A 23,396-nucleotide genomic window follows, 5' to 3' on the forward strand; every position below is an offset into this window, starting at 1 on the left:
CCCTGACCGGCACGGAACCGCGCCGCCTGCCGGACGAGTCAGTCCGGAGACCTGACAATCTCCATCCGTCGGGCGCTGCCCGGCGCACCGTTTTTCCAAGCAGGATGCCCATGCGTACGATTTCGCCCGTCATCGACGGATCCCGGCCCAAGCTCAAGATCACCAAGGTCGAGTGCCACACGCTGCTCGCGCCCGATTTCGATCCCCGTTTCACCTCCTCGGCGCAGGACAGCCTCGTCGTCGTGATCTCGACCGACGGAGGCGTCGTCGGTGTCGGCGAATGCGACGCCAATCCGTGGATGGCCAAGGCCTGCATCGAGGCGCCGGGCACCCACACCATGGGCCTGAGCATCCGCGATCTCCTCATCGGCGCGGATCCGTTCGAGATCGGTCCGCTCTGGCAGAAGATCTATCTGGGCACCGCCATGAACGGGCGGCGCGGCATGGTCATCCATGCCATGAGCGCCGTCGACATGGCGCTGTGGGACCTCTGCGGCAAGGCGCTCGGCAAGCCGGTGCACGCCCTGCTGGGCGGGGCGACGCGTGACCGCATCACGCCCTATGCCTCGCTGCAGCCCGCCGGCCATCGCTTCGAGGAATATCGCGACGCCCTGGTGCAGTCCGCCCTCGACGCCAAGGCGCTCGGCTTCAAGGCGATGAAGAGCGAAGTCACCATGAACGGGCCCTATGCCCATGGCGGCATGCGCGAGAGCTATGAGAGGCATACGGAGGTCGTCGCCGCCGTGCGCAAGGCGATCGGGCCCGACATCACCCTGATGATCGACGTCCAATATCTGTGGGAGGACGCGGAAACCTGCCTGTCCGTCGTCAGGGACTGGAAAGAGTTCGACATCTTCTTCCTGGAGACGCCGATCTGGTCCGACAACATCGCCGATATCGCCCGGGTGGCCGAAGAGGCGCCGATGAAGGTCGCCGTCGGCGAATGGCTCGCCACCCGCTACGAATTCGCCGAACTGCTCGACGCCGGCAAGGTGCAGGTGGCCCAGCCCGATGTCGGCCGCGTCGGCGGCATCGGCGAGGCGAAGATCGTCTGCGACATGGCGGCCGAGCGCGGCCGGCTCATCGTGCCGCATTGCTGGAAGACCGGCATCTCCATCTCGGCGACGGCACATCTGGCCTTCGTCACCGACCATTGCGCCTTCATCGAATATCTGCCGCCGCAGCTCTGCCATGAAAGGCTCCGGCGCGAGCTCGCGGCCGAGGAACTCCTGCTCGAGGACGGTACCATCCCGCTGCCCGTGAAGCCAGGTCTCGGCGTCGAGGTCGACTGGGACATCGTGCGCCGCTACCAGGTCGCCTGACCATGGCGTTCGCGTTCGAGGCCATCACCAAGAGCTACGGCACGGTCACGGTGCTCGAACCGACCTCGTTCGAGGTGGCCGACCGGGAGTTCCTGACCATCCTCGGCCCCTCCGGCTCGGGCAAGACGACGATCCTGCGCCTCGCCGCCGGCTTCACCCAGCCGACCTCCGGCCGGCTGCGCTTCGCCGGGAAGGACATCACGGCGATGCCGACGAACCGGCGTCCCTTCAACACCGTGTTCCAGGACTATGCGCTCTTCCCGCACATGACGGTCGAGCAGAATGTCGGCTACGGCCTGATGGTGCGGGGACGGCCCAAGGCGGAAATCCGCCGCAAGGCCGCCGAAACGCTCGACATCGTCGGCCTCGGCGCCATGCTCGACCGCTATCCGGCCCAGCTCTCGGGCGGCCAGAAGCAGCGCGTGGCGCTCGCCCGCGCCATCGTCTGCGAGCCGCAGATGATCCTGCTCGACGAGCCCCTCGCCGCGCTCGACGCCGAGATGCGCCGGCACATGCAGATCTTCCTGAAGGACCTGCAGAAGCGCATCGCCATCACCTTCCTGTTCGTCACCCACGACCAGGACGAGGCGATCACCATGTCCGATCGCATCGTGGTGATGAATCGCGGCCGCATCGAGCAGATCGGCGCGCCCAAGGAAATCTACTACGCCCCGCACACGCCGTTCGTCGCCCGCTTCTTCGGCGACAACAACCTCATCGGCGCGGTCCTGCGCGACGGGGCGATCGACAGCGAACTCGGATCCTTCCCGGCAGATGCCGCGGCGGGCGAGGGGCCGGTGCACCTCGCGGTCAGGCCGGAGAAGCTTTCCTTCGGCGCCCGGCCGGACGCCCTGGCGGTCGAATGCCGGATCGAGGACGTGATCTTCGTCGGCGCCACCACCCATGTCCGGCTGCGGCCGGAGCGCGCCCCTGCGCGCCTGCTCCTCGCCAAGGTCACCAGCGATCGCGGGCGCGACGGGCTTTCGCCCGGCTCGGCCGTGACCGTTTCGATCGCGGCGGCCGACATCGCCGTCGTGCCGGCGGAGAGACGGTGATGCGCCTTCCCCTCCGCATCCTCGCCTTCGTCGCGGTGATGGCCGCACCCGTGCTGTTCGTGCTGGTGCCGATCGTCGCCTTCCTGGTGATGTCGTTCTGGCGCATGGACGGCCAGCAGATCGTTCCAGCGGCGACATTGGCCAATTATGCCGCCTTCTTCGGCAACGAGGCCTATCTGCGCACTTTCCTGCTCACCCTCGTCCTGTGCGCGGAAGTGACGGCGATCGATCTCCTCGTCGGCTATCCCATCGCCTATTTCATCTCGCGCCGGCACGGGCGCAGCCGCTACGTCCTGCTGCTGCTCTTCATCATGCCGCTGTTCATGAGCTATATCGTCAAGATCTACACGATGCGCTCGATCCTCGGCCTCGACGGCTTCCTCAACAAGATCCTGGTCGGCAGCGGGCTCCTGGCCCGGCCGAGCCTGCTCTTCCTCTACAACCAGACGGCCATCCTGATGACCATGGCGGTGATCTTCCTGCCCTTCGTCATCCTGCCGATCTTCCTGTCGCTGGAGCGCATCCCGCGCAATCTCATCCAGGCCTCGTCCGATCTCGGGGCGGGGCTGGCGGCGACGTTCCGCCATGTCATCCTGCCGCTCTCGTTGCCGGGCACCATTGCCGGCGCTCTCTTCGCCTTCGTCCTCGCCCTCGGCGACTTCATCACGCCGCAGATGGTGGGCGGCCCCTCGGGCTTCACCTTCGGGCGGGTGATCTGGTCGCAGTTCGGCCTCGCCTATAACTGGCCGTTCGGCGCCGCCATGGGCGTGACGCTGTTCGCTGTCTCGCTGGTGGCGATCGTGGCGGGCGGCTATGCCTCCCGGCGCCAGAGGGTGTAGCCGATGCATTCGCGCGCAGAACGCCTCACCGATGTCGCGCTCGGCCTGATCGCCGGCGCCGCGCTCTTCGTCCTCTATGCGCCCGTGCTGATCGGCGCCCTGTTCTCCGTGGTGACCGTCGACCGCGCCGGCATCCATTGGGAGACGGTCTCGTTCCAATGGTACGGCAAGCTTCTCGACAACCAGTCGATCCTCGACGCCATCCGCACCACCGCGATCGTCGGCGGCATCGCGGTATGCCTCGCCGCCATCCTCGCCGTGGTGCTCGCGCTCTATGTCGAATGGGAGGGCGCGCTGTTCCGGCGGCTGGTCGAACTCGTCGTCTACCTCCCCTTCCTGCTGCCGCCGATCGTGACGGGCCTCTCGATGCTGATCTTCTTCGTCGGCGCCGGCGTGCAGCGGGGCTTCACGACCCTGATCATCGGGCACACGGTGTTCGTGCTGGCGGTGATCTTCCGGCTGGTGCAGACGCGGCTGCAATCCCTGGCGAAATCCCTCGTCGAGGCGTCGGCGGATCTCGGCGCGTCGCGCTGGCAGACGCTGCGCTGGGTGCTGTGGCCGCAGCTGCGCCCGGCGGTGGCGACGGGCGCCATCCTCGCCTTCACGCTTTCCTTCGACGAGACGCTGATCTCGGTGTTCGTGGCCGGCGACACCACGACGCTGCCGCTGCGCCTGTGGGCGATGATGCGCGTCGGCTTCTCGCCTCAGATCAATGCCCTCGTCACCATCGTGCTTCTCGTCTCGATCATGCTCACCATCGTGATCGGCATGCGCCTGAAATCGACCGACCAAAGGGATGAAGAATGAACGGCCGGAGACTTGTGGACCGGGTTGCCGTCGTCACCGGCGCCGCGCGCGGCATCGGGCGCGCCATCGCCGAACGGCTCGCGGCGGAAGGCGCCAGGCTCGTCGTCGCCGATATCGACGAAGCCGAGGCGGAACGGGCGGCGAAGGCGATCGGCGGCGGCGCGATCGCCGCCCGCGTGGACATCGGCAGCGAGGCTTCGGTGGCGGCGCTCGCCGACCTCGTTCGGGCACGGCACGGGCATTGCGAGATCCTGGTCAACAATGCCGGGATCCTCGACATGACCGGCATCGCGACGATGACGATGGATCGCTACCGCAAGGTGCTCGACATCAACCAGGACGGCGCGGTGCGGGTCACGCTCGCCATGCTTCCGCTGGTCAAGGCGGCGCCCGGGCCGCGCCGGATCCTCAACATCGCCTCGATCATGGGTCTGCGGGGCGCGCCGGATTCCATACCCTATTCCACCGCCAAGGGCGCGCTGGTCAATTTCACGCGGGCGCTCGCCTGCGACCTCGCCCCGGACGGCATCCTGGTGAACGCCCTCGCGCCCGGCTTCATCGACACGCGCATGGCGCTGCTGCCGGACGGATCGGGCCATGAGCACGACACCGACTGGTTCAAGGATATCTACATCAAATATGGCCGCATTCCCTTGCGGCGGGCCGGCAGTCCCGAGGATATCGCCGGGCCGGCCTTCTTCCTGTGCTCGGACGATGCGACCTACGTCACAGGGCAGATCCTGCCCGTCGACGGCGGCGTGTCGGCCACCTTCTGAAACGGCGCAGCGACGCGCCGGTCCCGTTGCATCCTTCAATCCGGAAAGCCGAGGCTTCTCCGGACCGTGTCGAGTGAGGTTACCATGTCTTCGAAAGTCACCATCCGGTCCATCCATGCCGCGCCTCTGCTCGGGGAAAGCCCGAAGGGCGGCTGGTCGGCCGAGATCAAGCCGGAGGATTCGATCCACGCCATCATCGCCGTGCACACCGACGCCGGCGTCACCGGTTATGGCTCGGTGTTCACCGACGGGCGGCTGGCAAAGGCCGGCCTCGACGTGCTGGAGCCGCTCTGGCGCGGCGAAAACGCCCTCGAGCCCGAGCGGGTGACGGAGAAGCTCCACCAGAACACCTTCTGGATGGGGCGCGGCGGCACGCTCACCCATGTGATCAGCGGCATCGACATCGCCTTGTGGGACATCCTCGGCAAGATCACCGGCCAGCCGGTGGGCAGGCTTCTCGGCGGCACCTATCGCGAGCGGGTCAGGCCCTATTGCTCGCTGCTGATGGAGGAGCCCGGCCTGATGCGCGAGGTCGTCGCCTCCTATCGGGACCGCGGCTTCCGCGCCTTCAAGATCGGCTGGGGGCCGTTCGGCCGGCGGGGCGACACCAAGCTCGACGAAGCCATCGTGCGGGCCGCGCGCGAGGGCATCGGCGCGGAGTCCCAGCTCTTCGTCGATGCCGGGGCGAGCGACGCCCAATGGCCGCAGGGCCTCAAATGGGCGATGCGCACCGCCGAGATGCTGGCCGATTACGATGTCGGCTGGTTCGAGGAAGCGCTGGTGCCCGATGCGCTCGAGGATTTCTGCCATCTGCGCCGCGTCAGCCCGGTGCCGATCGCGGGCGGGGAGGTGCTCACCCGCCGCCAGAGCTTCATCCCCTTCCTGACGCGCGGCGCCTTCGACATCGTGCAGCCCGACGCGACCAAGGTCGGCGGCATCAGCGAGCAGCGGCGCATCGCCTGGATGGCGCAGGATTTCGGCGTGCGCTATGTCGGCCATGGCTGGAACACGGCGCTCGGCGTCGCTGCCGACCTGCAGATCGCCAACGCCCTGCCGAATGTCGACCTGGTCGAGTTCATCGGCGGCAGCCCCTATGTCGACGGCATCCTCGCCGAGCCCTTCACCCTCGATGCCGAAGGCTATCTGCCGATCCCGCAGGCCCCCGGCCTCGGCGTCGCCATCGACCGCGACAAGCTCGCCCGCTACACGCCGGACCCGGCGCCGCTGTTCGCATAGGGAGCTGTCCGCGGCGGCCCTCACAGCAGGCCGGCGTCGGCCACGAAGGTCTGGCTGGTGATGGCGCGGCTGTCGTCGGCCGCCAGGAACAGCGTGAGAGGCGCCATATCCTCCGGGACCAGCTTGAACTTGAGGCACTGGTCCTCGAGAAGGCGCTTCTCGCTCTCCGGCGTGAGCCAGAGGCTGACCTGCCGCTCGGTCATTACCCAGCCCGGCGCGACGGCGTTGCAGCGGATGCCGAAGGGGCCGAGATCGCGGGCAAGGCTGCGCGTCAGGCCGATCACGCCCGATTTGGCGGCCGTGTAGGCCGCCATCCCGCCGACGCCGACCATCCAGGAGGTCGAGGTGAAGTTGATGATGGAGCCGCCGCCGTCCGCCTTCATGTCGTCGATCACCGCCTGGGCCGCAAAGAACTGGTGGCGCAGATTGACGGCGAAGCGCTCGTCCCAATAGGCCGGCGTGACATCCGCCCAGTCATGCCGCTCGTCATGCGCGGCATTGTTCACCAAGACGGAGATCGGCCCGATCGCCGTCTTCATCGCCGCGACCGCCTGCCGGAGGGCATCGATGTCCCGCAGGTCGCATGGCATGAAGACGGGCGGCGGCAGGCCGTCGCCGGCGATGGCCCGTACGAGGCTTTCGGACGGCGCGGCGGCGATGTCGAGAAAGCCGACCCGGGCACCCTGCTCGCAGAAGGCGCGCACAAGGGCCGCACCGATGCCGGACCCGCCGCCCGTGACGAGGACCGCGCGGGCCCGAAGGCTGGCGTAGCGGGTGGTTTCGCTCGGCTCCATGGCGCTGTTCCTCCGGCCCGCGGGGGCGCTCCCCGCTTTCATATAATTTGTATTGATTGAAAAATTGTATTGTCAAGTTGTGCCCGACTTTCTTACATGGGCCATCCGGTGCCGACCCGGTTGGAAGAGCGAGGCCGGCCGATTGGGGAGGGTGGTCATGGCTATTTCGAATCCGCTCAGGCAGGCGCTGCAGCGCGAAGCGCCGGTCCTCGGCGTGTGGCTGCAGCTCGCCCATCCCGGTATCGCCGAGATGATGGGCCTGCTGGGATACGACATCGTGCTGATCGACATGGAGCATGGGCCGGGCAGCCTCATGGATACGGCCAATATGATGCGGGGAGTCCAGCGCTCGGGTGCCGGCGCCATGGTGAGGGTGCCCTCCGCCGACCCCGCCTTCCTCAAGCCGCTGCTCGACCAGGGGCCCGACGGCGTGATGATCCCGATGATCGAATCGGCGGAGGAGGCGCGGCGCGCCGTCGCCGCCTGCCGCTATCCCCCGCTCGGCACGCGCGGCTGGGCCGCCAGCTCCGCCCGGGCATCGCGCTACGGCATCGACCAGGACTACACGCTGGGCACGGCGAGGGGCCTCGTCATCGCCTGCCAGATCGAATCGGTCCGGGCCGTGGAGGCGATCGAGGCGATCTGCGAGGTCGAGGGGATCGATATCGTCTTCATCGGCCGCAACGATCTCGCCGCCGATGCCGGGCATACGCTTGGGCTCGACCATCCGGACGTCAACAGCATGGTCGATCACGTCCTCGCCGTGGCCAGGAAGGCCGGCCTGAAGACCGGCACGGTGCCGAGCGCCGGCCGCGGCTGGCCTGACCTGTTCCGCGACGGCTTCGACGTCGTCCTGCCTTCCGGCGACGTCTCGCTGCTGCGGGAGGCCGCGAAGACCGAATTGTCGGCCTTCGCGGCGTTCCGCGGCGGCGGCGCCGGGCTGCAGGTGCGCGAACTGTCCCATGGCTATTGAACGCCGCCGCCTGCGCCAGGGCGGGGCGGCGAGATGCAGGCTGGACACCGGCCGGGAGGTGCGGCAAGGGGGATCGTCGAGGGAATGAGGCAGGGTTTGTCGGTCGGGGCCAATGTGAATATCGTCGAGGAGCTGCGGCGCATGGCCGACGGCCTGCCCGTGGGCTCCCGTCTGCCGACGGTGCGTGACCTCGTCGCCCGCTACGGCGTGAGCCAGCATGTCGTCCAGCAGGCTTTGCAGGCCCTCAGCGCCGACGGTGTGGTCGCCACCCATGTGGGACGCGGCACCTTCGTCGGCCCGCGCATGGCGCAGCCGGGGCGCGTCGCGACGAGGCAGGTCCTCACCTTGCTGCACCATTCGCAATATGAGCGCGGCGACATCATCGCGCAGACCATCCATCAGCGGCTGACAGCCGACGGGCATACCTCGGTCGTGCTGACCTACAACGACGCCGAACATGCCATGGCGATGCTGCGCGACGGGCCGCGCTACGACAGTTGCATCCTGCAGCCGCGCACTTCGGTGATCCCGGTCCGGCTGCTGGGGCTGCTCAGGGAGATCAGCAACGGCGTGATCATCGAGAACCGCGCCGTCGACCAGATCGATGTGGATGCGATCTCCAACGATCCGAGCATCCTGTCCCGCCTCGTGCTGGAGCATCTGACCGAACTCGGCCACCGCCGGATCGCCTGGGTGGTCGAGGACCGCCCGGACTATTTCTACGAGCGCGTCGGGCGCCTGTTCGAGGCGTTCCGCTTCTGGCGCGGCCTGTCCCAGAGCGAGGCACCGCTCGTCTTTTCGCCGTCGCGGGGCGGCTATTTCGGCTTTGCCGATCTCGTCGGCACGCTCTCGGCGCTGTTCCGCGGGGAAGGCGGGCCGCACCCGACGGCGGTGGTGCTGCTGTCCTTCGAGACGGGCGCCCGGATCCTCGAAGCCTTCGAGGCCGTCGGGCTGTCCATGCCCGGCGACGTCAGCGTCGTCCGCATCGGCACCCCCGATATCGAAAGCGAGCATCTCGGCAAGCTCGCCGTCGCCGGCCGCCCCAGCCGCCAGGCCGCTGAGACCGTGCTGAAACGCCTCTATTGGCGCTGGCAGAACCCGGCCGACCCCTACGGTACCGTCTACGATCCCCCCGTGCTCGATCTCCACGACAGCACCGGCCCGGCGCCGCAGGAGGGATAGGCCTTCCGACATTCCGGACGCGCCTTCTCGGGCAGCGGCGCCTCGTGCGGCCGGCACGGCGGATGAGGTTCAGGACACCGCTTCCCGCCCTTCCGCCTCGTCGGCCGAGAGCCGCGTCTCGGGCGTTCCCGAGACGATCAGCTCCAGGACTTCCTTTTCCGAGGTGTTGCGGATGTAGCGCTCCCCGACGTTCTGCCCGCGCTTGAGGACCATGATGCGGTCGCCGACCTCGAAAATGTCGGTGAGGCGGTGGGAGATGATGATCTGCGCCACGCCCTGGCGCTTGAGCTCCGCCATGGTCTCGAGCAGGCGTTCCGTCGCCATCACGGAAAGGTTGGCGGTGGGCTCGTCGAGCACGACCACCTTGGGGTTGAACGAGATCGCCCTGGCGATGGCGACCGATTGCTGGCGCCCGCCCGACAGGCTCTCGACCTTCTGGTAGACGGAATTGACGTCGACCTTGAGGCGCCTGAGCACCTCGCCGGCATTCGCATACATTTTCTCGCGGTCGACGAAGAGCCCCATCCGCCGCGGCCAGCGGCCGAGGAAGATGTTCTGGCCGATGTCCATGTTCCCGCACAGGGCGAAGTCCTGGTAGATCATCTCGACGCCGAGGGCCCGGCTGTCCTGCGGACTGCGGAAATGCGTCTGCTGTCCGCCGACGAGGACCTCGCCGGCATCGCGGAGATAGGCGCCGGTCATCACCTTCATCAGCGTGGACTTGCCGGCCGAATTGTCGCCGACCAGGCCAAGGATTTCGCCGGGCATGAGATGGAGGCTGACGTTCTTCAGGGCCTGCACGGCGCCGAAGCTCTTGTTGATATCCCGCATCTCGATGATGGGCGTGGTGCCGGCCGTCGTCATGGGCGTCTCCCGCTCGTTCTGTTGCTTTCGGGTCTTCAGTCCTGCGTCACGGCGACCGGCTCGACGGCATGCTTCGCCGGGGATCGCCGCCATCGGCCGAGCCAGAGGTCGAGAATGCCCTGCTGGCGTATCCAGATGTCGCCCAGCACCGCCACGATGAGGATGAGGCCGATGAAGACGTTGACCCAATGCTGCGGCATGACGAAAGAGGAGCCGTCGGGCAGGAAGATCTGCAGCGAGAGCAGGCCCCGGATCAGCGTGATCACCAGCGCGCCGGCGAGCGAGCCGATGACGGTGCCGTAGCCGCCGAACACCGAGCCGCCGCCGATGATCACCGAGGCGATGCCGTCGAGCTCACGGCCCTGGCCGGCTGTCGGGTTGAAGCTGCGCAGATAGGCGACGTAGATGACGCCGGCGACCGCGGCGCAGAAGGCGGAGAAGACCAGGCTCAGGAAACGAACCCGGTCGACATTGATGCCGGCGTAGCGCGCCGCGCGCAGGTTCCCGCCGGTGGCGTAGATCATCTGGCCGATGGTGGTGCTGCCGAGCACGATGCCTGCGAGGGTCGCGATCACCGCCATGATCACCGTCTGCACGGATATCGCGTCGGCGAGGTTGTGCAGCAGGCCGGGCGCCGGCTCCATCCTGACATAGATGAAGAGTTCGATGATCTTGCGGCCGAGCAGCGTGAAGCCGGCGTCGAACCCGGAAAGCTGCCGCCCCGCCGACAGCCACGCGCCGACGCCGCGCGCCATGTAGAACATGCCGAGCGTGGCGACGAAGGCCGGCATGCCGAAGCGCACGGTGAGGGCGCCGTTGAGGACGCCGGCCAGCGTGCCGACGACGAGGGCGGCGAGCACGGCGAAGACCGGATCGGCGCCGAACTCGTGCATCAGGAAGGCCGCGGTCGAGGCCGACAGCGCCAGGACCGAACCGACCGAGAGGTCGATGTCGCCATTGGCGATGACATAGGTGAGGCCGATGGCGAGCAGCGCGATCTCCGTGAAGGCGAGGGCGAGATTGAAGGTGTTGTCGAGCGAGCCCCAGAAATCCGGCCGGAGATAGAGACCCACCAGCCAGAGCCCGACCGCGAGCATGACGGCGGCGGCATCCCGCCGATGGAAGAGGGCGCGCAGGCCCTTGGCGCCGACCCCTCGCGACTGCGCCCGCGTGCCCTTCGTCGCCGGCTGGGCGATGGCGACGCTGCCGGTATCGAAGGACAGCGGCAGTGGCCGGCCGGTCAGATGCGCGAACAGGCGGACGAGCACGCGCCGCTGCACCACATAGGGCTCGATCGTCACCGCGAGCAGCAGGATCAGGCCGAGAAAGGCGGGTACCGCGCCGGGCGGGAGTTGCGCCAGCTGCTGCACCTTCATCTCGATGTCGCCGACCTTGATGATCCGGGTGATCGGCACGCCCTGGCGCAGCACGATGTCGATGAGTTCGACCAGGATGGCGCCGAGGCAGGCGCCGAGGACGCGTCCGCGGCCGCCGGCGATGGCGGCCCCGCCGACGATGGTGGCGGCGATGACGATCAGCTCGGCGCCGGCACCGAAGCTCGAATCCACGCCCTTGTTCTGGGCGACGTTCATGAGGCCGGCGAGCGTCGCGCCCATCGCCGAAAACACATAGGCGCGGATCCGCACCCAGCGCGAGGGGATGCCGGCATAGATCGCCGCCTGTTCATTGCCGCCGACGGCGTAGGTCTCGTAGCCGATGCGGGTCTTGGCGAGGGTGATCGCCGCCAGGGTCGCCACCGCGAAGAAGATCAGGATCTGGTTGTTGAAGCCCCAGCCATTGCTCTCGCCGAGGTGGAAAAACCAGGCATCGCCCACCGCCTTGCTGTCATAGGCGATCGTCTTGCCGCCCGTGAAGCCGAGCACGAAGCCGCGCCCGATGAAGAGCATGGTCAGGGTGGCGATGAAGGAGGGCACCTGCATGATGGTGACCAGCCAGCCGTTCAGGAAGCCGATGAACACGCCGATGGCGACCGCGGCGAGGATGGCGGTGGTCACGTCGGAATCGAAGAAGCTCTGCCCGTAGCTGATCGAGAAGATGGTGGCGACGAGGCCCAGCGTCGAGCCGACCGAAAGGTCGAGGTCCCTGTCGACGATGACGAAGGTCATGCCGCAGGCCATGACGCCATAGCGCGCGGCATCGCGCAGGACCGAGCCGACGGCGCTGCCGCTGCCGAAGAAGCTCGGATTGGTGAAGACGCCGATGGCGTAGATCAGCACCATGAACAGGAGGAGGCCGACCTCCCATCCTCCCGCGATCTGTGCGGCGGGGCGGCCTGCGCGATGGTCCGAGGCGGCGGCGTGGCGGTTCATCGAGGCGCTTCTCCGGCATGGCGTGATGCGGGTGCGAAGACCGGCGCCGTCCCCGCCGGCGCGGCGGGAACGGCAGGCGCGGACGGGGGCGAACCGCCGCGCCCCTTGCGGCTCAGTTTTCGTAGCGCTTGCCGACGTTGCCGAGACTGTCCTTGGTCACCAGCTGCGCGCGGGTGTCGAGGTTGGCGGCCGCGATGCCGCGATCGATCTGCAGATAGAGCTGCATCACCGGCCAGAAGCCCTGCAGGAAGGGTTGCTGGCCGAGCGATCCGGTCAGGGCGCCGGTCTTGATCTGTTCCTGCTGCTTGGGACCGAGGTCGAAGCCGAATGCGCAGATCTTGTTGTTGAGCTGCTTCTGCGAGATGGCGTCGCCCAGGGCCGGCGTCACGCCGCCATTCGCCGCGAAGGCGCCGACGACGTCGCCGCGGCTTTCGATCAGGCGGATGATCGAGCCGCTCAGGTCGTTGGTGTCGACGTCGATGCCGATATTCTTCGGTCCGGCGTCGACCTTGAAGTTCTGGAGCACGCCGGCGGCGTTGAGCGCCTTCACCGTCGCTTCGAAGGCGGCGGTGACCCGGCGGTTGACCTCTTCGTTGCCGGCCTGAGTCATCGACGGGAAGATCACCGATCCGCCGCTGACCTTCTTGTCGATCAGGCATTTGGCGAGAGCCGCGCCGCCGATGGCGGCTGCCGAGGAGTCCTGGCCGGTGTGGGAAATGTTCAGCCGATCGTAGAGGTTGGGATCGTAGGAATTCGTGGTGGCGACCGGCACGCCCTTGGCTTCGAGCTTCTTGACGAGGTCGTCATAGGCGCCGGATTGCGGCGTCGTCATGATCACGCCGTCGATCGTCGGGTCCTGCACGACCTGATTGAGGATTTCGATCTCGCGCGGGATGTCGTCGAGCGGCGCCTCCGAGCCGAGCATCACGAGGTTGATGCCGAAGGCGTCGGCCGCGACCTTGGCGCCGACATAGGTCGGGTCGAAGAAGCCGTTGCCGGCGGTATGGGTGATGATCGCGAAGGTGAGCTTGCCGTCCTTGGAATGGAAATCCTTGGTGGCCGGCGCTTCCTTGGCCGCATCCTCGAACGTGTAGCCGCCGACCGCCTTGGACAGGACGCCCGTGCCCGCGGCCTGTGCTCCTCCGGAAGACGCCGACCACACGGTCGTCGCCAGCAGCATCAGGGCGCATGTTGCGTACTTCATGGTTTCCTCCGTTGTTTCTCTTCTTTCCGGCGAGCCCGCCCGAGCGAGGGAAGGCCGCTTCGCGCCGCTATTTGGCCTGCGGCGATCAGCAATCATTTTGTATTGTATGATTGACATGAATGTCAATCGAACGGCTGGCGCTCGGCCATGCCGACGGCCATCCGTGCCGGCGCCCACGCGCGGCACTCTCCCGTCGCGACGCCTGTCGGCAGGGCGGGGCGCCCGAGCCGGTTCGGCAAGTCCTTGGCGAGGGAGGATCGGGGGCCGTTTCAGTCGGACAGGGAGCCGATGGACCAGACGTCCCGCGCTTGAGCAAATGGCGCTTCCATCGAAACGCAATTTTTCTCAAACGATTATTGCGACGCATTTTCCTGATCGAAAAGCCGATCGACTTTTCTGGAAAATGCTCCGGCGGTGAAATTTCGGCCGTGTCAGGCGACGGCGTCCTTCTCGCCGCGGCCTCGACGCGGGCGGGCGAGCTGGGGTTGCTGATCCTCGTCGCTGAAATATTCGGGGTGGCGCTGCTGGACGATGCCGATCACGCTGAAGATGCGGCGGAGATGTTCCCGCATCGCCTCCTCCGCGCGGCGGGCTTCGCCGATCTCGATGCTGTCGACGATGGCGCGGTGCTGGTCGATCACCGTCTTCATGCTGTCGACGCGCGGGAAGGTCAGGAAGCGGAAGCGGTCCATATGGAGCTTGGCGGCGCTGATCTCCGCCCACAGGCCCGGAAAGCCGGCATGATTGGCGATGTGCTGGTGGAAGAGTTCGTCGGACTTGAAGAAGCGCCGGTCGTCCGAGATCAGGGAGAGCGCCTCCTGCAGCACGAGCTCGTCCTTGAGCTTGTGCAGGAGATGCGGCCGGTTCGGGCTGGCGACGGCGCGCCCGACGAGGCCGACTTCGAGCGCCTCGCGCAGGAACTGCGACTTTTCGAGATCCGCCAGTCGCAGCGGCGCGACCACGCTGCCGCGCTGGGGATAGATGTCGATCAGGCCCAGGCCGGCGAGGCGGGCGAGCGCCTCCCGGACCGGCGTGCGGCTGATGCCCAGCGCCTCGGAGATCGCCTTTTCCGACACGAGCTCGAACGGCTTCAGCCGGAAGGTCATGATCTGGCTGAGCAGGATGCCGAAGGCGCGCCCCGCCACCGAGGTACCGGCGGAAAGAACCGGCGAGAGGCCGAACGGAGTATCTGCCTGGGGATCGATGTCCATCTTGATGTCCTAGGAGCAGGCTGCCATCGCCCTCATGGGTGAAACAAGGCGTTCAACCCGATTGCAACCGATTCCTACAGGTTCTGCAGCCGCAGGCCCTGCATGAAATGGCGCCGCAGCACGAAGAACAAGGCGAGCGTCGGCAGGCTCGCCAGCAGGGTCGCCGTCATCACCACATTGGGCGTTTCCGCAGCATAGCTGCCCTGCAGCACCATCAGCCCGTTCATCAGCGAACGGACGTCCTCGCGCGTCGTCAGCACCATCGAGAAGAGGAGGTCGTTCCAGATCCAGGTGAACTGGATCAGGAACAGGGCGGTCATCGGTCCCCAGCAATTGGGCAGGATGATCGACCGGAAGATGCGGAACTCCGAACAGCCGTCGATGCGCGCCGCCTCGTCGATCTCCCGCGGCAGGCCGGCCATGTGGTTCTGCAGCACGAGCACCGGGAAGGGAATGCAGATCGCAGTGTAGAACAGGATCATGCCGAGCCTTGAATTGGTCAGGCCGAGCTTGTTGTAGGCCATGAACAGGGGGATCAGATACATCTGCAGGGGAAAGATCGTGCCCGAGAAGATGAGCATGAACCAGAACCCCTTGCCGCGGAAATCGATGCGGGTGAGGCCGTAGCAGGCGAGAGCGGCGATGAAGACGGCGGCACTGCCGCCGACCAGCCCATAAAGGGCCGAATTGAACATGCCCGAGCCCATGCGGGTCTTGATCCAGGCCTCGTGGACATTGTCGATGAAGGGGGCGAAGGATTGCGGCAGCGCCAGAGGCTGGCCCTGACCATATTCGGCGCTCGTCTTGAACACCGAGACGGCGAGGTAATAGAACGGCGTCACCCAGGCGAGTGCCAGCAACGCCACCATGGCGAAGCCGAGAATGCGGCCCTGGTCCGCGTTGCGGCTCCGGCGGGCGATGGCGTCGAAATCGAGGGCGCCGGCGTCGGTCGCGGTCATTTGATCCTCCTATCGCTTGTCGAGACGGCGCTGCAGCATGCCGAGCGACCAGCTGATGCTGAAGGCGAGCAGCCCGAGCACCACGGCGATGGCGGCGCCATAGGCCCAGGATCCGGCCCGGAAGGATTCCCAATATTGGTTGACCGCCAGCGTCAGCGTCGAGCGGTTGGGGAAATCGCGGCCCATCACCCAGACGAGATCGAAGGAGGTGAAGCCCGCGAGCACCGAGATCGTCACCACCACCAGCAGAGTGGGCATCAGCAGCGGCAGCACGACGAAGCGGAAGACCTGCCAGCGCGAGGCGCCGTCGACCTTGGCCGCCTCGATCGGGTCGGTCGGCACGGCGTTGAGGCCGAGCAGGAGCAGGACCATCATCAGCCCCATCTGCTGCCACAGATGGGTGACGATCATCGCAGGCGTCGCCAGGTTCTCCTCGTAGAGCCAGCGGCTTGCCAGATTGCCGAGCCCGAGCGCCCGCAGGGCCGAATTGACGATGCCCTGATTGGCGTAGACGTAATACCAGATCACGCCGATCGCCGTGGCCGAGAACATGCGCGGGATGAAGAAGATGCTCTTGAAGCTCTCCTCGGCGCGCACGCCCCTGACCAACAGCGCCAGGCTGAGGCCGAAGACGGCCGGCAGGATGAAGGAGGCGAGAATCCACAAGGCCGTGTTGAAGGCGGCCGCGGCGAAATTGGGATTGGAGAGCAGACGCCGGTAATTGGCGGTGCCCGCAAAGGCGTCGAGGCCCGAGAACTTCGCCCATTGCGTCAGCGAGGCGTAGACGTTGAACAGGACGGGCAGCAGCAGGAACACCGTCACGAAGAAGATCGCGGGCGCCATGAAGGCGAGGGCGGTCCACAGGCGCCTGCGCTGGCGGCGGCGCTCGAGCGCGATCATCGCCTCGATCGGCGGCGCGCCGGCCGGCAGCCGGAGGGTGGCGGATGTCTGCGTCACGGCGTACGCCTTTTCCCGGGCGCGCGGACGGCCCGTCCGCCTCTCCCGACAACGGAGAACCAAGTGTATTCGCGACAGGCGGGTCGCGGACCCGCCCACCGGTGTGCCGGTCCCCCGACCGGCACGGTCCATGCGCGTCGCGGCCGGCGGGCGGGAAGAGCGGACGGGACGTCCGCGCTCCCGGGAAGGAGCGCCTGGAACGGCCCGGTGTCCGCCGCCTCGGGCGCGCGGACGGCCCGTCCGCCTCTTCCGACAACGAAGAGCCAGGCGGATTCGCAGCAGGCGGGTCGCGGACCCGCCCGCCGGTGTGCCGGTCCCCCGATCGGCACGGTCCATGCGCGTCGCGCCCGGCGGCCAGGAAGAGCGGACGGGACGTCCGCGCTCCCGGGGAAGAGGCCGGGCAGATTCGTATGGTCAGGCCTCACCGTTTCCATCCCTCAGCCGCCATGTGCCGCCCAATATTGCGAGGCGATCGCGTCGATGTTCTTCATCGCGGTCTCGGCCGCCTGCGGCGAGGGGTTGGTCATGAAGCGGTTGAACTCCTCCACCGCCGGCAGCACGATCTCCGAGGGCGAGGCCTCCCAATAGCGGACCATCGAACGGTAATGCTCGTCCGAGGCGACCTTGGCGATCTGCTGGACGATGGAATTGGGGGCCTTGGCCTTGTTGTTGCCGGCATAGAGGCCGGGAACGGTCGCCCAGGAGTCCATGGCGGCCGGGCTCATATACCATTCCATGAACGCCTTGATCTCCGGCTTGTCGGCAGCGGCCTTGCTGATCAGGAGCGGCGCCGCCTCGACGATGACCACTTTGGGCACCTTCGGATCGACATTCGGCATGATGAAGCCGTCGAAGTCCTGGCCCGCCTTCAGGCCGCCCTTCTCGATGAGGCCGATGTTCCAGTCGCCCGCCAGATACATCGCCGCCTTGCCGCGTGCGAAGTCGAGCTGTTCCTCCTGGCTGGCGGGGTCGGTGAAATAGCCCTTGGCGTAGAGGTCGCCCCAGATCTTGAAGACATTGCGGACCGGCTCGTCCGTATATTTGAGCTTGCCCTGGTTGAGGGCGACATAGGCGTCCGGATCGGTGCGGATCAGCAATTCCTCGAACCAGATAAAGCCGCGCCAGCCTTCCTGCAGCGAGGCGTTGAACGGCGTGATGCCGGCGGCCTTGAGCTTGGCGCAGCTCGCCATCAGCTCGTCCCAGCTCGTCGGCACCTTGTCGATGCCGGCCTTCTTGAACAGCGCCTTGTTGTAGAAGACGACCCAGCGGTTGAGGCCGGTCGGCATGCCATAGATATGGCCGTCGACCTTGAAGGGCTCGGCGGAACTGGCGTCGTATTCGCCCGCGGCGATCTTCCTGGCCCAGAGGTCGTCGAGCGGGGCGATCTGGCCGCTGTCGACGATCTCCTTGAGCTTGGTGCCATTCCACCAGGTGAAGGCTTCCGGCGCATCGCCCGATTGCAGGCTCGACTGGATATAGGCCTGGAACTGGTCGGTGGCATAGGCGCTGAACTGCAGGTCGATGCCCGATTTCTTGGCAGTCGCCGTCAGCCCGTCCCAGCCCGCCTGGTAGAAGGGCTTGTCGTGGAAGACGGTCACCGTCTGGGCTCGGGCGGCCGCGCCGAAGGTCATCAGCGCTCCCGCAAGTGCGAGCGCCAGCACGCTCTTCGTTCGTTTCAGCATGGTCGTTCCTCCTGGTCGTCTGTTATGGTCGGCCTATTGGCGCAGCGACCGGCCGGTCTCCTGGTCGAAGAGATGCAGCCGGTTCTTGTTGAGCGAGAAGCTCAGGGTCTCGCCGTCCCTGACGATGCGGGGCTGTTGCATCCGGCTCGTCACCTCCTGTCCGGCGAATTGCGCGAACAGCAGGGTTTCGTTGCCGAGTGATTCCGTCAGCACCACCGGTGCCGAAAAACCGTGCCCGTTCGCCGGCATCACGCCATGGCCCTGCGGGACGATGTCCTCGGGCCGCACGCCGAGCGTGACGGGCCGGCCGGCAGGAAGATCCCCGAACACGCCGGGCGGCAGGCTGATCGCCTGGTCGGCCGTCAGCCGGATGGACGGATCGCCCTGCGCGTCGGGCTCGATGCGTCCCGGCAGCATGTTCATCGCCGGCGAACCGACGAAGCGCGCGACGAACTCGTTCGCCGGCTGCTCGAAGACATCGAGCGGCGCGCCGGCCTGCTCGATGAGGCCGTCGCGCATGATGACGATCTGGTCGGCCAGGGTCATGGCTTCCGTCTGGTCGTGGGTGACATAGATCGCGGTGGTGCCGAGCCGCTGGTGCAGGCGCTTGATCTCGACGCGCATGGCGCTGCGCAGCTGCGCGTCGAGATTGGACAGGGGCTCGTCGAACAGGAACACCTGGGGCTCGCGGATGATGGCGCGCCCCATCGCCACCCGCTGGCGCTGGCCGCCGGAAAGCTGCGACGTGCGGCGCTGGAGATAGGGCTCGAGCTGCAGGATGCCTGCCGCGCCGCGCACCCGCCGGTCGATGTCCGCCCGCGGCACCTTCGCCACCTTGAGGGCGAAGGCCATGTTCTCGTAGACGGTCATATGCGGGTAGAGGGCGTAGGACTGGAACACCATGGCGATGCGCCTGTCGCGCGCCGGCACCTCGTTGACGAGCCGCTCGCCGATGCGGATCTCGCCATGGGAGACGCTTTCGAGGCCGGCGATCATCCGCAGCGTCGTCGACTTGCCGCACCCGGAAGGGCCGACGAAGGCGACGAAGCTGCCGGCGGCGATCTCGAGATCGATGCCTTTCACCGCCACCTGGTGGCCATACACCTTCACGAGCTGCCTCAGGCTGACATGCGACATCGGCCGCTACTCCTTCCGGGGCGAGCCGCCGAGGCGTGCGAGGAGACCCCCGTCCACCCGCACGACGTCACCCGTCACGAAGGAGGCACGCTCCGACAAGAGGAAGGCGACGACCTCGGCGATCTCCCCGGGCTTCGCCGGCCTGCCGATCGGATGCATGGCGTCGATCGCCCGCCAGACGGCGTCCGGATCGGGATTGAGCCGGACCGCCTCCCGCAGCATGGGAGTGTCGACCGAACCCGGCGCGACGGCGTTGACCCTGACGCCGAACGGCGCGTAGTCGACCGCCATGGAGCGGGTCAGGCCGATCAGGCCGTGCTTGGCGGTGGAATAGGCAAGAACGCCTTCCTGGCTGGCGAGGCCCTGCACGGAGGCCATATGCACGACGGCGCCGCGACTTTCGCGCAGCATCGGCATCGCCGCCTGCGAGATGAGATAGGCGGCCTTGAGGTTGACGTTCATCACCTCGTCCCACAGCTCGTCCGCCGTGGTCTCGACCGTGCCGTAGCGCTGGATGCCGGCATTGTGGGAGAGCATGTCGAGGCCGCCGAGCTCGCGCCTGGCCGTCTCGGCGGCGCGGGCGCAGAGGGCACGGTCCGCCACCGAGCCCACGACCGCATGCACGATGGCGCCGGCGGACCGGAGGGAGCGGGCGACGGCGGCCAGTTCCTCCTCCGCGATGTCGACGAGCACGAGGGCGCAGCCCTCCTCGGCCAGCCTCTCGGCCACCGCCCGCCCGATGCCCATCGCGGCTCCCGTCACCAGGGCTCTTTTCCGCCCTTCCTGGCTCATGGCCGTCTTCTCCCGTTGTTCAATGCTACCATGGTAGAAAGCCGAGCGCCGGCTATGTCGTCGATATCGCGAAAGCCCCGCGCATCGCCTCCCGCGACCGGCGCATGCGCGCGACGATTTCCGCCCGTTCGAACGGCCGGTCGCCGTTCATGTACATCCAGCTGCCGCCCACCGAGACGATGTTGGCGAGGCTGCCATAGTCGGGCAGGTCGTCGAGGCCGATCTTGCCGCTCGGCATGAAGCGGGCCTTCGGGAAGACATTGCCGTAGTCGCCGAGCGTGGCCGTGCCGCCGGACGGCCCGGAAGGATAGAATTTGAGGATGTCGAAGCCGGCGCGCTGCGCGGTCATGACCTCGGTGGGGGTGACCGTACCGGGGACGAACGGAATCGGCCCGGACCGGCGGACATGCTCGGCGAGGACCGGCGGAAAGCCGGGACAGATGGCGAAGGCCGCGCCGGCCGCGACGGCGGCGTCATATTGTTCGGGCGTCATCACCGTGCCGACGCCGATCAGGAGATCGGGGAAAGCCTTGCGCGCCGCCTCGACCGCCGGCAGGGCCTCGCGCGTGCGCATGACGATCTCGATGCCCTCTGCGCCGCCTTCGGCCAGGGGGCCGATGACGTCGAGGCAGAACGCGACGGAGCGCGGCACGATGATCGGCACCACCCCGACCCGCCTGAGGCGCGCTTCCATGTCCTGGGACGTCATGCCGTCTTCCTCCCTGCAATCGGTTTCCGCAAGCTGTCCGTCGGGCGGGATGCCGGCGCTCGGCCGGCGCGCGCCCTACAGCTGGTATCGGCGCTGCTGCGCCAGGGTCGTCATCACGCCCCGCAGTTCCGCCAGCCCCCTGAGACGGCCGACGACCGGATAGCCCGGATGGGTCGGCCGCGCGGCATCGTCGATGAGGTCGTGTCCGTGGTCGGGCCGGAACGGCAGCCGGAAATCCGGCTCTCCCTCCCGCCGGCGCTGCTGCTCGTCGAGGAGCGTCCCGACGACCGAAACCATGTCGACATCGCCGCCGAGATGGTCGGATTCCATGAAGGAGCCGTCCGCATCCTTCCGGACGTTGCGCAGATGGACGAAATGGATGCGGTCCGCGAAACGCCTGGCGATGGCCGGCACGTCATTGGCCGGATTGGCGCCCAGCGAGCCGGTGCACAGCGTCAGGCCGCTGAAGGGAGACGGCACGGCATCAAGAATGAAGGCGATGTCGTCGGCATCCTTGACGATGCGGTTGAGGCCCGCGAGGTTGCGCGGCGGGTCGTCGGGGTGGATCGACATCACGACGCCGGCTTCTTCCGCCGCCGGCAGGATCGCCCGGAGGAACTGAACGAGATTGGCCCGCAGCTGCGCGTGGGTGATGTCCGACTGCTCGGCGATCACCTCCCGCAACTCCTCCGCCTCATAGCGCCTGAAGGCCCCCGGCAGGCCGGCCATCACATTGGCGAGCAGCCGGCGCTTGGCGTCGGCGGGCGTGGTGTCGTGCCACTCGGCGGCGCGCTGCATCACCTCCGGCGCATAGTCGCGCTCGGCGCCCTCGCGGCGCAGGATGAAGCAGTCGAAGGCGGCGAATTCGTGGATGTTGAACCTGAGCGCGCGCCCGCCCCCGGGCAGGGGCACGGCGAGGTCGGTGCGCGTCCAGTCGAGGATCAGCATGAAATTGTAGCAGACGCGGCGGATGCCGCAGGCGCCGAGATTGCGCAGGGTCTGGCTGAAATTGCCGTAGAGGCGGTCGAGATCGCCGCGGCCGAGCTTGATGTCCTCGTGGACGGGAACGCTCTCGACGACGCTCCAGCGTAACCCCATGGCGGCATCGGCCTCGATCAATCGCTGCCGTTCGCGGATCGCCTCGAGCGGCCAGGCCTCGCCATAGGGAATGTCATGGAGCGCCGTGACGATGCCGGTGGCGCCGGCCTGGCGCGCATGGCCCAGCGTTGCCGCATCGCCGGGACCGAACCAGCGCCAAGCCTGCTCCATGATTTGCTTCCCCCTTGATGTCGCCGCGCGGCTGCCGTGCGATTGCTATTTCTTTTAGACTACCATGGTAGGAAACAAGGAGATGGAAAGCAAGCCTCTTCCTGGCGCGGCTTCATCTCCTCGCAGGCTCATGTTGGAGGCCGATGACCGGCTGCGCGTGGGCAGGGCTGGCACGGACAACCTCCCCATGACCGGCGAACTCGAAGCGGCGCTGGAAGCGCAGGGAGCGCAATGCCGCGATGCAAGCACGGCTGCGGATGCCACAAATTTTTCGCCGCGGCCCTTGAAACGCCTCGGCGCTCTCCTAATTCCTTGCGCGCCGGGGTCGCGCTTGACCCGGCGCGGGCGCCGGCGGCGTCTGGCGTGCCGCTTGTAACCATGTTGCTTCTTGGAGGATGTGGCTATGAGAACCTATGACTTCAGTCCGTTTGCCCGCTCGGCCATCGGCTTCGAGCGCCTGTTCGATCTCCTGAACGCCCAGGTGGCGGAAACGCCGGACAATTTCCCGCCCTATGACATCGTCAGGACCGGCGAGGACACGTTCCGCATCAGCGTGGCGCTGGCGGGCTTCGCGGCGTCCGAGATCGCGGTCACGGCGAAACCGAACCTTCTGGTGGTGACCGGCCGCAAGGCCGCCCCGGAAGGCGGGCAGCATTATATCTACCAGGGCGTCTCCAACCGGTCCTTCGAACGCCGCTTCAATCTCGCCGACTATATCGTTGTCGAGGGCGCCGCGTTCGAGAACGGCATGCTGCATATCGACCTCGTGCGCCACGTGCCCGAGGCGATGAAGCCCCGGCGCATCGACATCGTCTCGTCGGCTCCTCCCCGGGAGGACAAGCGGCTGGAAGGCGCGAAGGCGGCCTGACGCGGGCGGAGAGGGCGAGGGCGGTGCGGCCCCGCGCCGCCCTCGCGGACGCAAGGGAGATATCGATGAAGGATGGTGTGGGAAAGCAAGATTTCGACCTCGGTGCCCTGCTGCACCCCGCCCGGGCTTTCGAACATCCGCTGGAGGTCGTCGAGGACCCGGACCTGACCCTGAACGAGAAGCGCGCGATCCTGGCGTCCTGGGCCTCGGATGCCTGCGCGATGGAGGCCGCGCCCCAGCTGCGCGTGCTCCCGAGGGGCAGAACCGTCGCGTTCGACGACATCATGGACGCGCTTCGTTCGCTCGACAGGGAGGATGCGGTGGCGTCGCATCGCTTCCGGCGGCTGGAGCGCCGGCGGCGCATCTTCGCACGGGCTCGAAGACCAGCGGATCGCAGCGCGCCGCTCCAGTGAGGGGCGCGCCGTTGCCG

22 protein-coding genes are annotated in these 23,396 nt (G+C 67.2%); 10 read left to right on the forward strand and 12 right to left on the reverse strand.

Annotated elements, in window-relative coordinates; genetic code table 11:
* Positions 1-110 precede the first annotated feature (110 nt).
* The 6 genes from J3R73_RS09190 (at position 111) to J3R73_RS09215 (ending at position 6,035) form a co-directional block, all read left to right on the forward strand.
* A complete protein-coding gene (locus J3R73_RS09190; RefSeq protein ID WP_307425363.1) occupies positions 111-1,322 on the forward strand; it encodes a mandelate racemase/muconate lactonizing enzyme family protein in 1,212 nt (403 codons plus the stop codon).
* A 2-nt stretch (positions 1,323-1,324) separates the two neighbouring features.
* Complete coding sequence (locus tag J3R73_RS09195; protein ID WP_307425365.1) at positions 1,325-2,377, forward strand: ABC transporter ATP-binding protein; 1,053 nt, start codon at positions 1,325-1,327, stop codon at positions 2,375-2,377.
* A complete protein-coding gene (locus tag J3R73_RS09200; protein WP_307425368.1) occupies positions 2,377-3,216 on the forward strand; it encodes an ABC transporter permease in 840 nt (279 codons plus the stop codon). The genes J3R73_RS09195 and J3R73_RS09200 overlap by 1 nt, the downstream gene beginning before the upstream one ends.
* A 3-nt stretch (positions 3,217-3,219) precedes the next feature.
* Complete coding sequence (locus tag J3R73_RS09205; RefSeq protein WP_307425370.1) at positions 3,220-4,023, forward strand: ABC transporter permease; 804 nt, start codon at positions 3,220-3,222, stop codon at positions 4,021-4,023.
* Positions 4,020-4,799 (forward strand): SDR family NAD(P)-dependent oxidoreductase, encoded by a 780-nt coding sequence (locus J3R73_RS09210; RefSeq protein WP_307425372.1) that lies wholly within the window; start codon positions 4,020-4,022, stop codon positions 4,797-4,799. The genes J3R73_RS09205 and J3R73_RS09210 overlap by 4 nt, the downstream gene beginning before the upstream one ends.
* An 84-nt stretch (positions 4,800-4,883) precedes the next feature.
* Entirely contained in the window at positions 4,884-6,035 is a 1,152-nt protein-coding gene (locus J3R73_RS09215; protein WP_307425375.1) for a mandelate racemase/muconate lactonizing enzyme family protein, read from the forward strand.
* Between the two features lie 20 nt (positions 6,036-6,055).
* On the opposite strand, the gene J3R73_RS09220 is transcribed toward J3R73_RS09215, so the two are convergent.
* Positions 6,056-6,829 carry an SDR family NAD(P)-dependent oxidoreductase gene (locus J3R73_RS09220; protein WP_307425378.1) on the reverse strand — a complete coding sequence of 258 codons (774 nt, stop codon included), beginning with the start codon at positions 6,827-6,829 and terminating at the stop codon, positions 6,056-6,058.
* 157 nt (positions 6,830-6,986) lie between these two features.
* Here J3R73_RS09220 and J3R73_RS09225 point away from each other — a divergent pair, with 157 nt between their 5' ends.
* Together J3R73_RS09225 and J3R73_RS09230 are read left to right on the forward strand one after the other, a co-directional pair.
* A complete protein-coding gene (locus J3R73_RS09225) occupies positions 6,987-7,802 on the forward strand; it encodes an HpcH/HpaI aldolase family protein (protein WP_307425380.1) in 816 nt (271 codons plus the stop codon).
* Positions 7,803-7,886: 84 nt separating this feature from the next.
* Positions 7,887-8,984, forward strand: coding sequence for a GntR family transcriptional regulator (locus J3R73_RS09230; protein WP_307425383.1), 1,098 nt, complete (start codon positions 7,887-7,889; stop codon positions 8,982-8,984).
* Positions 8,985-9,053: 69 nt separating this feature from the next.
* Here J3R73_RS09230 and J3R73_RS09235 read toward each other — a convergent pair whose 3' ends face one another.
* The 11 genes from J3R73_RS09235 to uxuA all read right to left on the reverse strand — a co-directional run bounded on the left by J3R73_RS09235 (position 9,054) and on the right by uxuA (position 22,098).
* Positions 9,054-9,848, reverse strand: a complete 795-nt coding sequence (locus J3R73_RS09235) for an ATP-binding cassette domain-containing protein (RefSeq protein ID WP_307425385.1) — start codon at positions 9,846-9,848, stop codon at positions 9,054-9,056.
* Between the two features lie 35 nt (positions 9,849-9,883).
* Positions 9,884-12,178: an ABC transporter permease gene (locus tag J3R73_RS09240; RefSeq protein ID WP_307425387.1), complete on the reverse strand. Its 2,295-nt coding sequence runs from the start codon at positions 12,176-12,178 to the stop codon at positions 9,884-9,886.
* A 112-nt stretch (positions 12,179-12,290) separates the two neighbouring features.
* Complete coding sequence (locus tag J3R73_RS09245; RefSeq protein ID WP_307425390.1) at positions 12,291-13,382, reverse strand: substrate-binding domain-containing protein; 1,092 nt, start codon at positions 13,380-13,382, stop codon at positions 12,291-12,293.
* Positions 13,383-13,813: 431 nt separating this feature from the next.
* Complete coding sequence (locus tag J3R73_RS09250; protein WP_307425392.1) at positions 13,814-14,593, reverse strand: GntR family transcriptional regulator; 780 nt, start codon at positions 14,591-14,593, stop codon at positions 13,814-13,816.
* Between the two features lie 74 nt (positions 14,594-14,667).
* A complete protein-coding gene (locus tag J3R73_RS09255; protein ID WP_307425395.1) occupies positions 14,668-15,552 on the reverse strand; it encodes a carbohydrate ABC transporter permease in 885 nt (294 codons plus the stop codon).
* A gap of 9 nt (positions 15,553-15,561) precedes the next feature.
* A complete protein-coding gene (locus tag J3R73_RS09260) occupies positions 15,562-16,509 on the reverse strand; it encodes a carbohydrate ABC transporter permease (protein WP_307425398.1) in 948 nt (315 codons plus the stop codon).
* Between the two features lie 437 nt (positions 16,510-16,946).
* Positions 16,947-18,191 (reverse strand): ABC transporter substrate-binding protein, encoded by a 1,245-nt coding sequence (locus J3R73_RS09265; protein ID WP_307425400.1) that lies wholly within the window; start codon positions 18,189-18,191, stop codon positions 16,947-16,949.
* A gap of 33 nt (positions 18,192-18,224) precedes the next feature.
* Positions 18,225-19,328: an ABC transporter ATP-binding protein gene (locus J3R73_RS09270; RefSeq protein ID WP_307425403.1), complete on the reverse strand. Its 1,104-nt coding sequence runs from the start codon at positions 19,326-19,328 to the stop codon at positions 18,225-18,227.
* Between the two features lie 6 nt (positions 19,329-19,334).
* Positions 19,335-20,120, reverse strand: a complete 786-nt coding sequence (locus J3R73_RS09275; protein ID WP_307425406.1) for an SDR family NAD(P)-dependent oxidoreductase — start codon at positions 20,118-20,120, stop codon at positions 19,335-19,337.
* Positions 20,121-20,172: 52 nt separating this feature from the next.
* Positions 20,173-20,829, reverse strand: coding sequence for a bifunctional 4-hydroxy-2-oxoglutarate aldolase/2-dehydro-3-deoxy-phosphogluconate aldolase (locus tag J3R73_RS09280; protein WP_307425409.1), 657 nt, complete (start codon positions 20,827-20,829; stop codon positions 20,173-20,175).
* A gap of 75 nt (positions 20,830-20,904) precedes the next feature.
* Positions 20,905-22,098, reverse strand: coding sequence for a mannonate dehydratase (uxuA, locus tag J3R73_RS09285; protein ID WP_307425411.1), 1,194 nt, complete (start codon positions 22,096-22,098; stop codon positions 20,905-20,907).
* Between the two features lie 403 nt (positions 22,099-22,501).
* On the opposite strand from uxuA, the gene J3R73_RS09290 reads away from it, so the two are divergent.
* A complete protein-coding gene (locus J3R73_RS09290) occupies positions 22,502-22,966 on the forward strand; it encodes an Hsp20 family protein (RefSeq protein WP_307425414.1) in 465 nt (154 codons plus the stop codon).
* 65 nt (positions 22,967-23,031) lie between these two features.
* Positions 23,032-23,379: a hypothetical protein gene (locus J3R73_RS09295; protein ID WP_307425417.1), complete on the forward strand. Its 348-nt coding sequence runs from the start codon at positions 23,032-23,034 to the stop codon at positions 23,377-23,379.
* Positions 23,380-23,396: the final 17 nt, after the last annotated feature.

Source organism: Labrys monachus (assembly GCF_030814655.1).
GTDB classification, from domain to species: Bacteria; Pseudomonadota; Alphaproteobacteria; order Rhizobiales; family Labraceae; genus Labrys; species Labrys monacha.

What these genes read in the sequence shown, in the direction of transcription:
- J3R73_RS09190 (WP_307425363.1), top strand. Translation starts at nt 111, where the DNA reads ATGCGTACGATTTCGCCCGTCATCGACGGATCCCGGCCCAAGCTCAAG.
- J3R73_RS09195 (WP_307425365.1), top strand. Translation starts at nt 1,325, where the DNA reads ATGGCGTTCGCGTTCGAGGCCATCACCAAGAGCTACGGCACGGTCACG.
- J3R73_RS09200 (WP_307425368.1), top strand. Translation starts at nt 2,377, where the DNA reads ATGCGCCTTCCCCTCCGCATCCTCGCCTTCGTCGCGGTGATGGCCGCA.
- J3R73_RS09205 (WP_307425370.1), top strand. Translation starts at nt 3,220, where the DNA reads ATGCATTCGCGCGCAGAACGCCTCACCGATGTCGCGCTCGGCCTGATC.
- J3R73_RS09210 (WP_307425372.1), top strand. Translation starts at nt 4,020, where the DNA reads ATGAACGGCCGGAGACTTGTGGACCGGGTTGCCGTCGTCACCGGCGCC.
- J3R73_RS09215 (WP_307425375.1), top strand. Translation starts at nt 4,884, where the DNA reads ATGTCTTCGAAAGTCACCATCCGGTCCATCCATGCCGCGCCTCTGCTC.
- J3R73_RS09220 (WP_307425378.1), bottom strand. Translation starts at nt 6,829, where the DNA reads ATGGAGCCGAGCGAAACCACCCGCTACGCCAGCCTTCGGGCCCGCGCG.
- J3R73_RS09225 (WP_307425380.1), top strand. Translation starts at nt 6,987, where the DNA reads ATGGCTATTTCGAATCCGCTCAGGCAGGCGCTGCAGCGCGAAGCGCCG.
- J3R73_RS09230 (WP_307425383.1), top strand. Translation starts at nt 7,887, where the DNA reads ATGAGGCAGGGTTTGTCGGTCGGGGCCAATGTGAATATCGTCGAGGAG.
- J3R73_RS09235 (WP_307425385.1), bottom strand. Translation starts at nt 9,848, where the DNA reads ATGACGACGGCCGGCACCACGCCCATCATCGAGATGCGGGATATCAAC.
- J3R73_RS09240 (WP_307425387.1), bottom strand. Translation starts at nt 12,178, where the DNA reads ATGAACCGCCACGCCGCCGCCTCGGACCATCGCGCAGGCCGCCCCGCC.
- J3R73_RS09245 (WP_307425390.1), bottom strand. Translation starts at nt 13,382, where the DNA reads ATGAAGTACGCAACATGCGCCCTGATGCTGCTGGCGACGACCGTGTGG.
- J3R73_RS09250 (WP_307425392.1), bottom strand. Translation starts at nt 14,593, where the DNA reads ATGGACATCGATCCCCAGGCAGATACTCCGTTCGGCCTCTCGCCGGTT.
- J3R73_RS09255 (WP_307425395.1), bottom strand. Translation starts at nt 15,552, where the DNA reads ATGACCGCGACCGACGCCGGCGCCCTCGATTTCGACGCCATCGCCCGC.
- J3R73_RS09265 (WP_307425400.1), bottom strand. Translation starts at nt 18,191, where the DNA reads ATGCTGAAACGAACGAAGAGCGTGCTGGCGCTCGCACTTGCGGGAGCG.
- J3R73_RS09270 (WP_307425403.1), bottom strand. Translation starts at nt 19,328, where the DNA reads ATGTCGCATGTCAGCCTGAGGCAGCTCGTGAAGGTGTATGGCCACCAG.
- J3R73_RS09275 (WP_307425406.1), bottom strand. Translation starts at nt 20,120, where the DNA reads ATGAGCCAGGAAGGGCGGAAAAGAGCCCTGGTGACGGGAGCCGCGATG.
- J3R73_RS09280 (WP_307425409.1), bottom strand. Translation starts at nt 20,829, where the DNA reads ATGACGTCCCAGGACATGGAAGCGCGCCTCAGGCGGGTCGGGGTGGTG.
- uxuA (WP_307425411.1), bottom strand. Translation starts at nt 22,098, where the DNA reads ATGGAGCAGGCTTGGCGCTGGTTCGGTCCCGGCGATGCGGCAACGCTG.
- J3R73_RS09290 (WP_307425414.1), top strand. Translation starts at nt 22,502, where the DNA reads ATGAGAACCTATGACTTCAGTCCGTTTGCCCGCTCGGCCATCGGCTTC.
- J3R73_RS09295 (WP_307425417.1), top strand. Translation starts at nt 23,032, where the DNA reads ATGAAGGATGGTGTGGGAAAGCAAGATTTCGACCTCGGTGCCCTGCTG.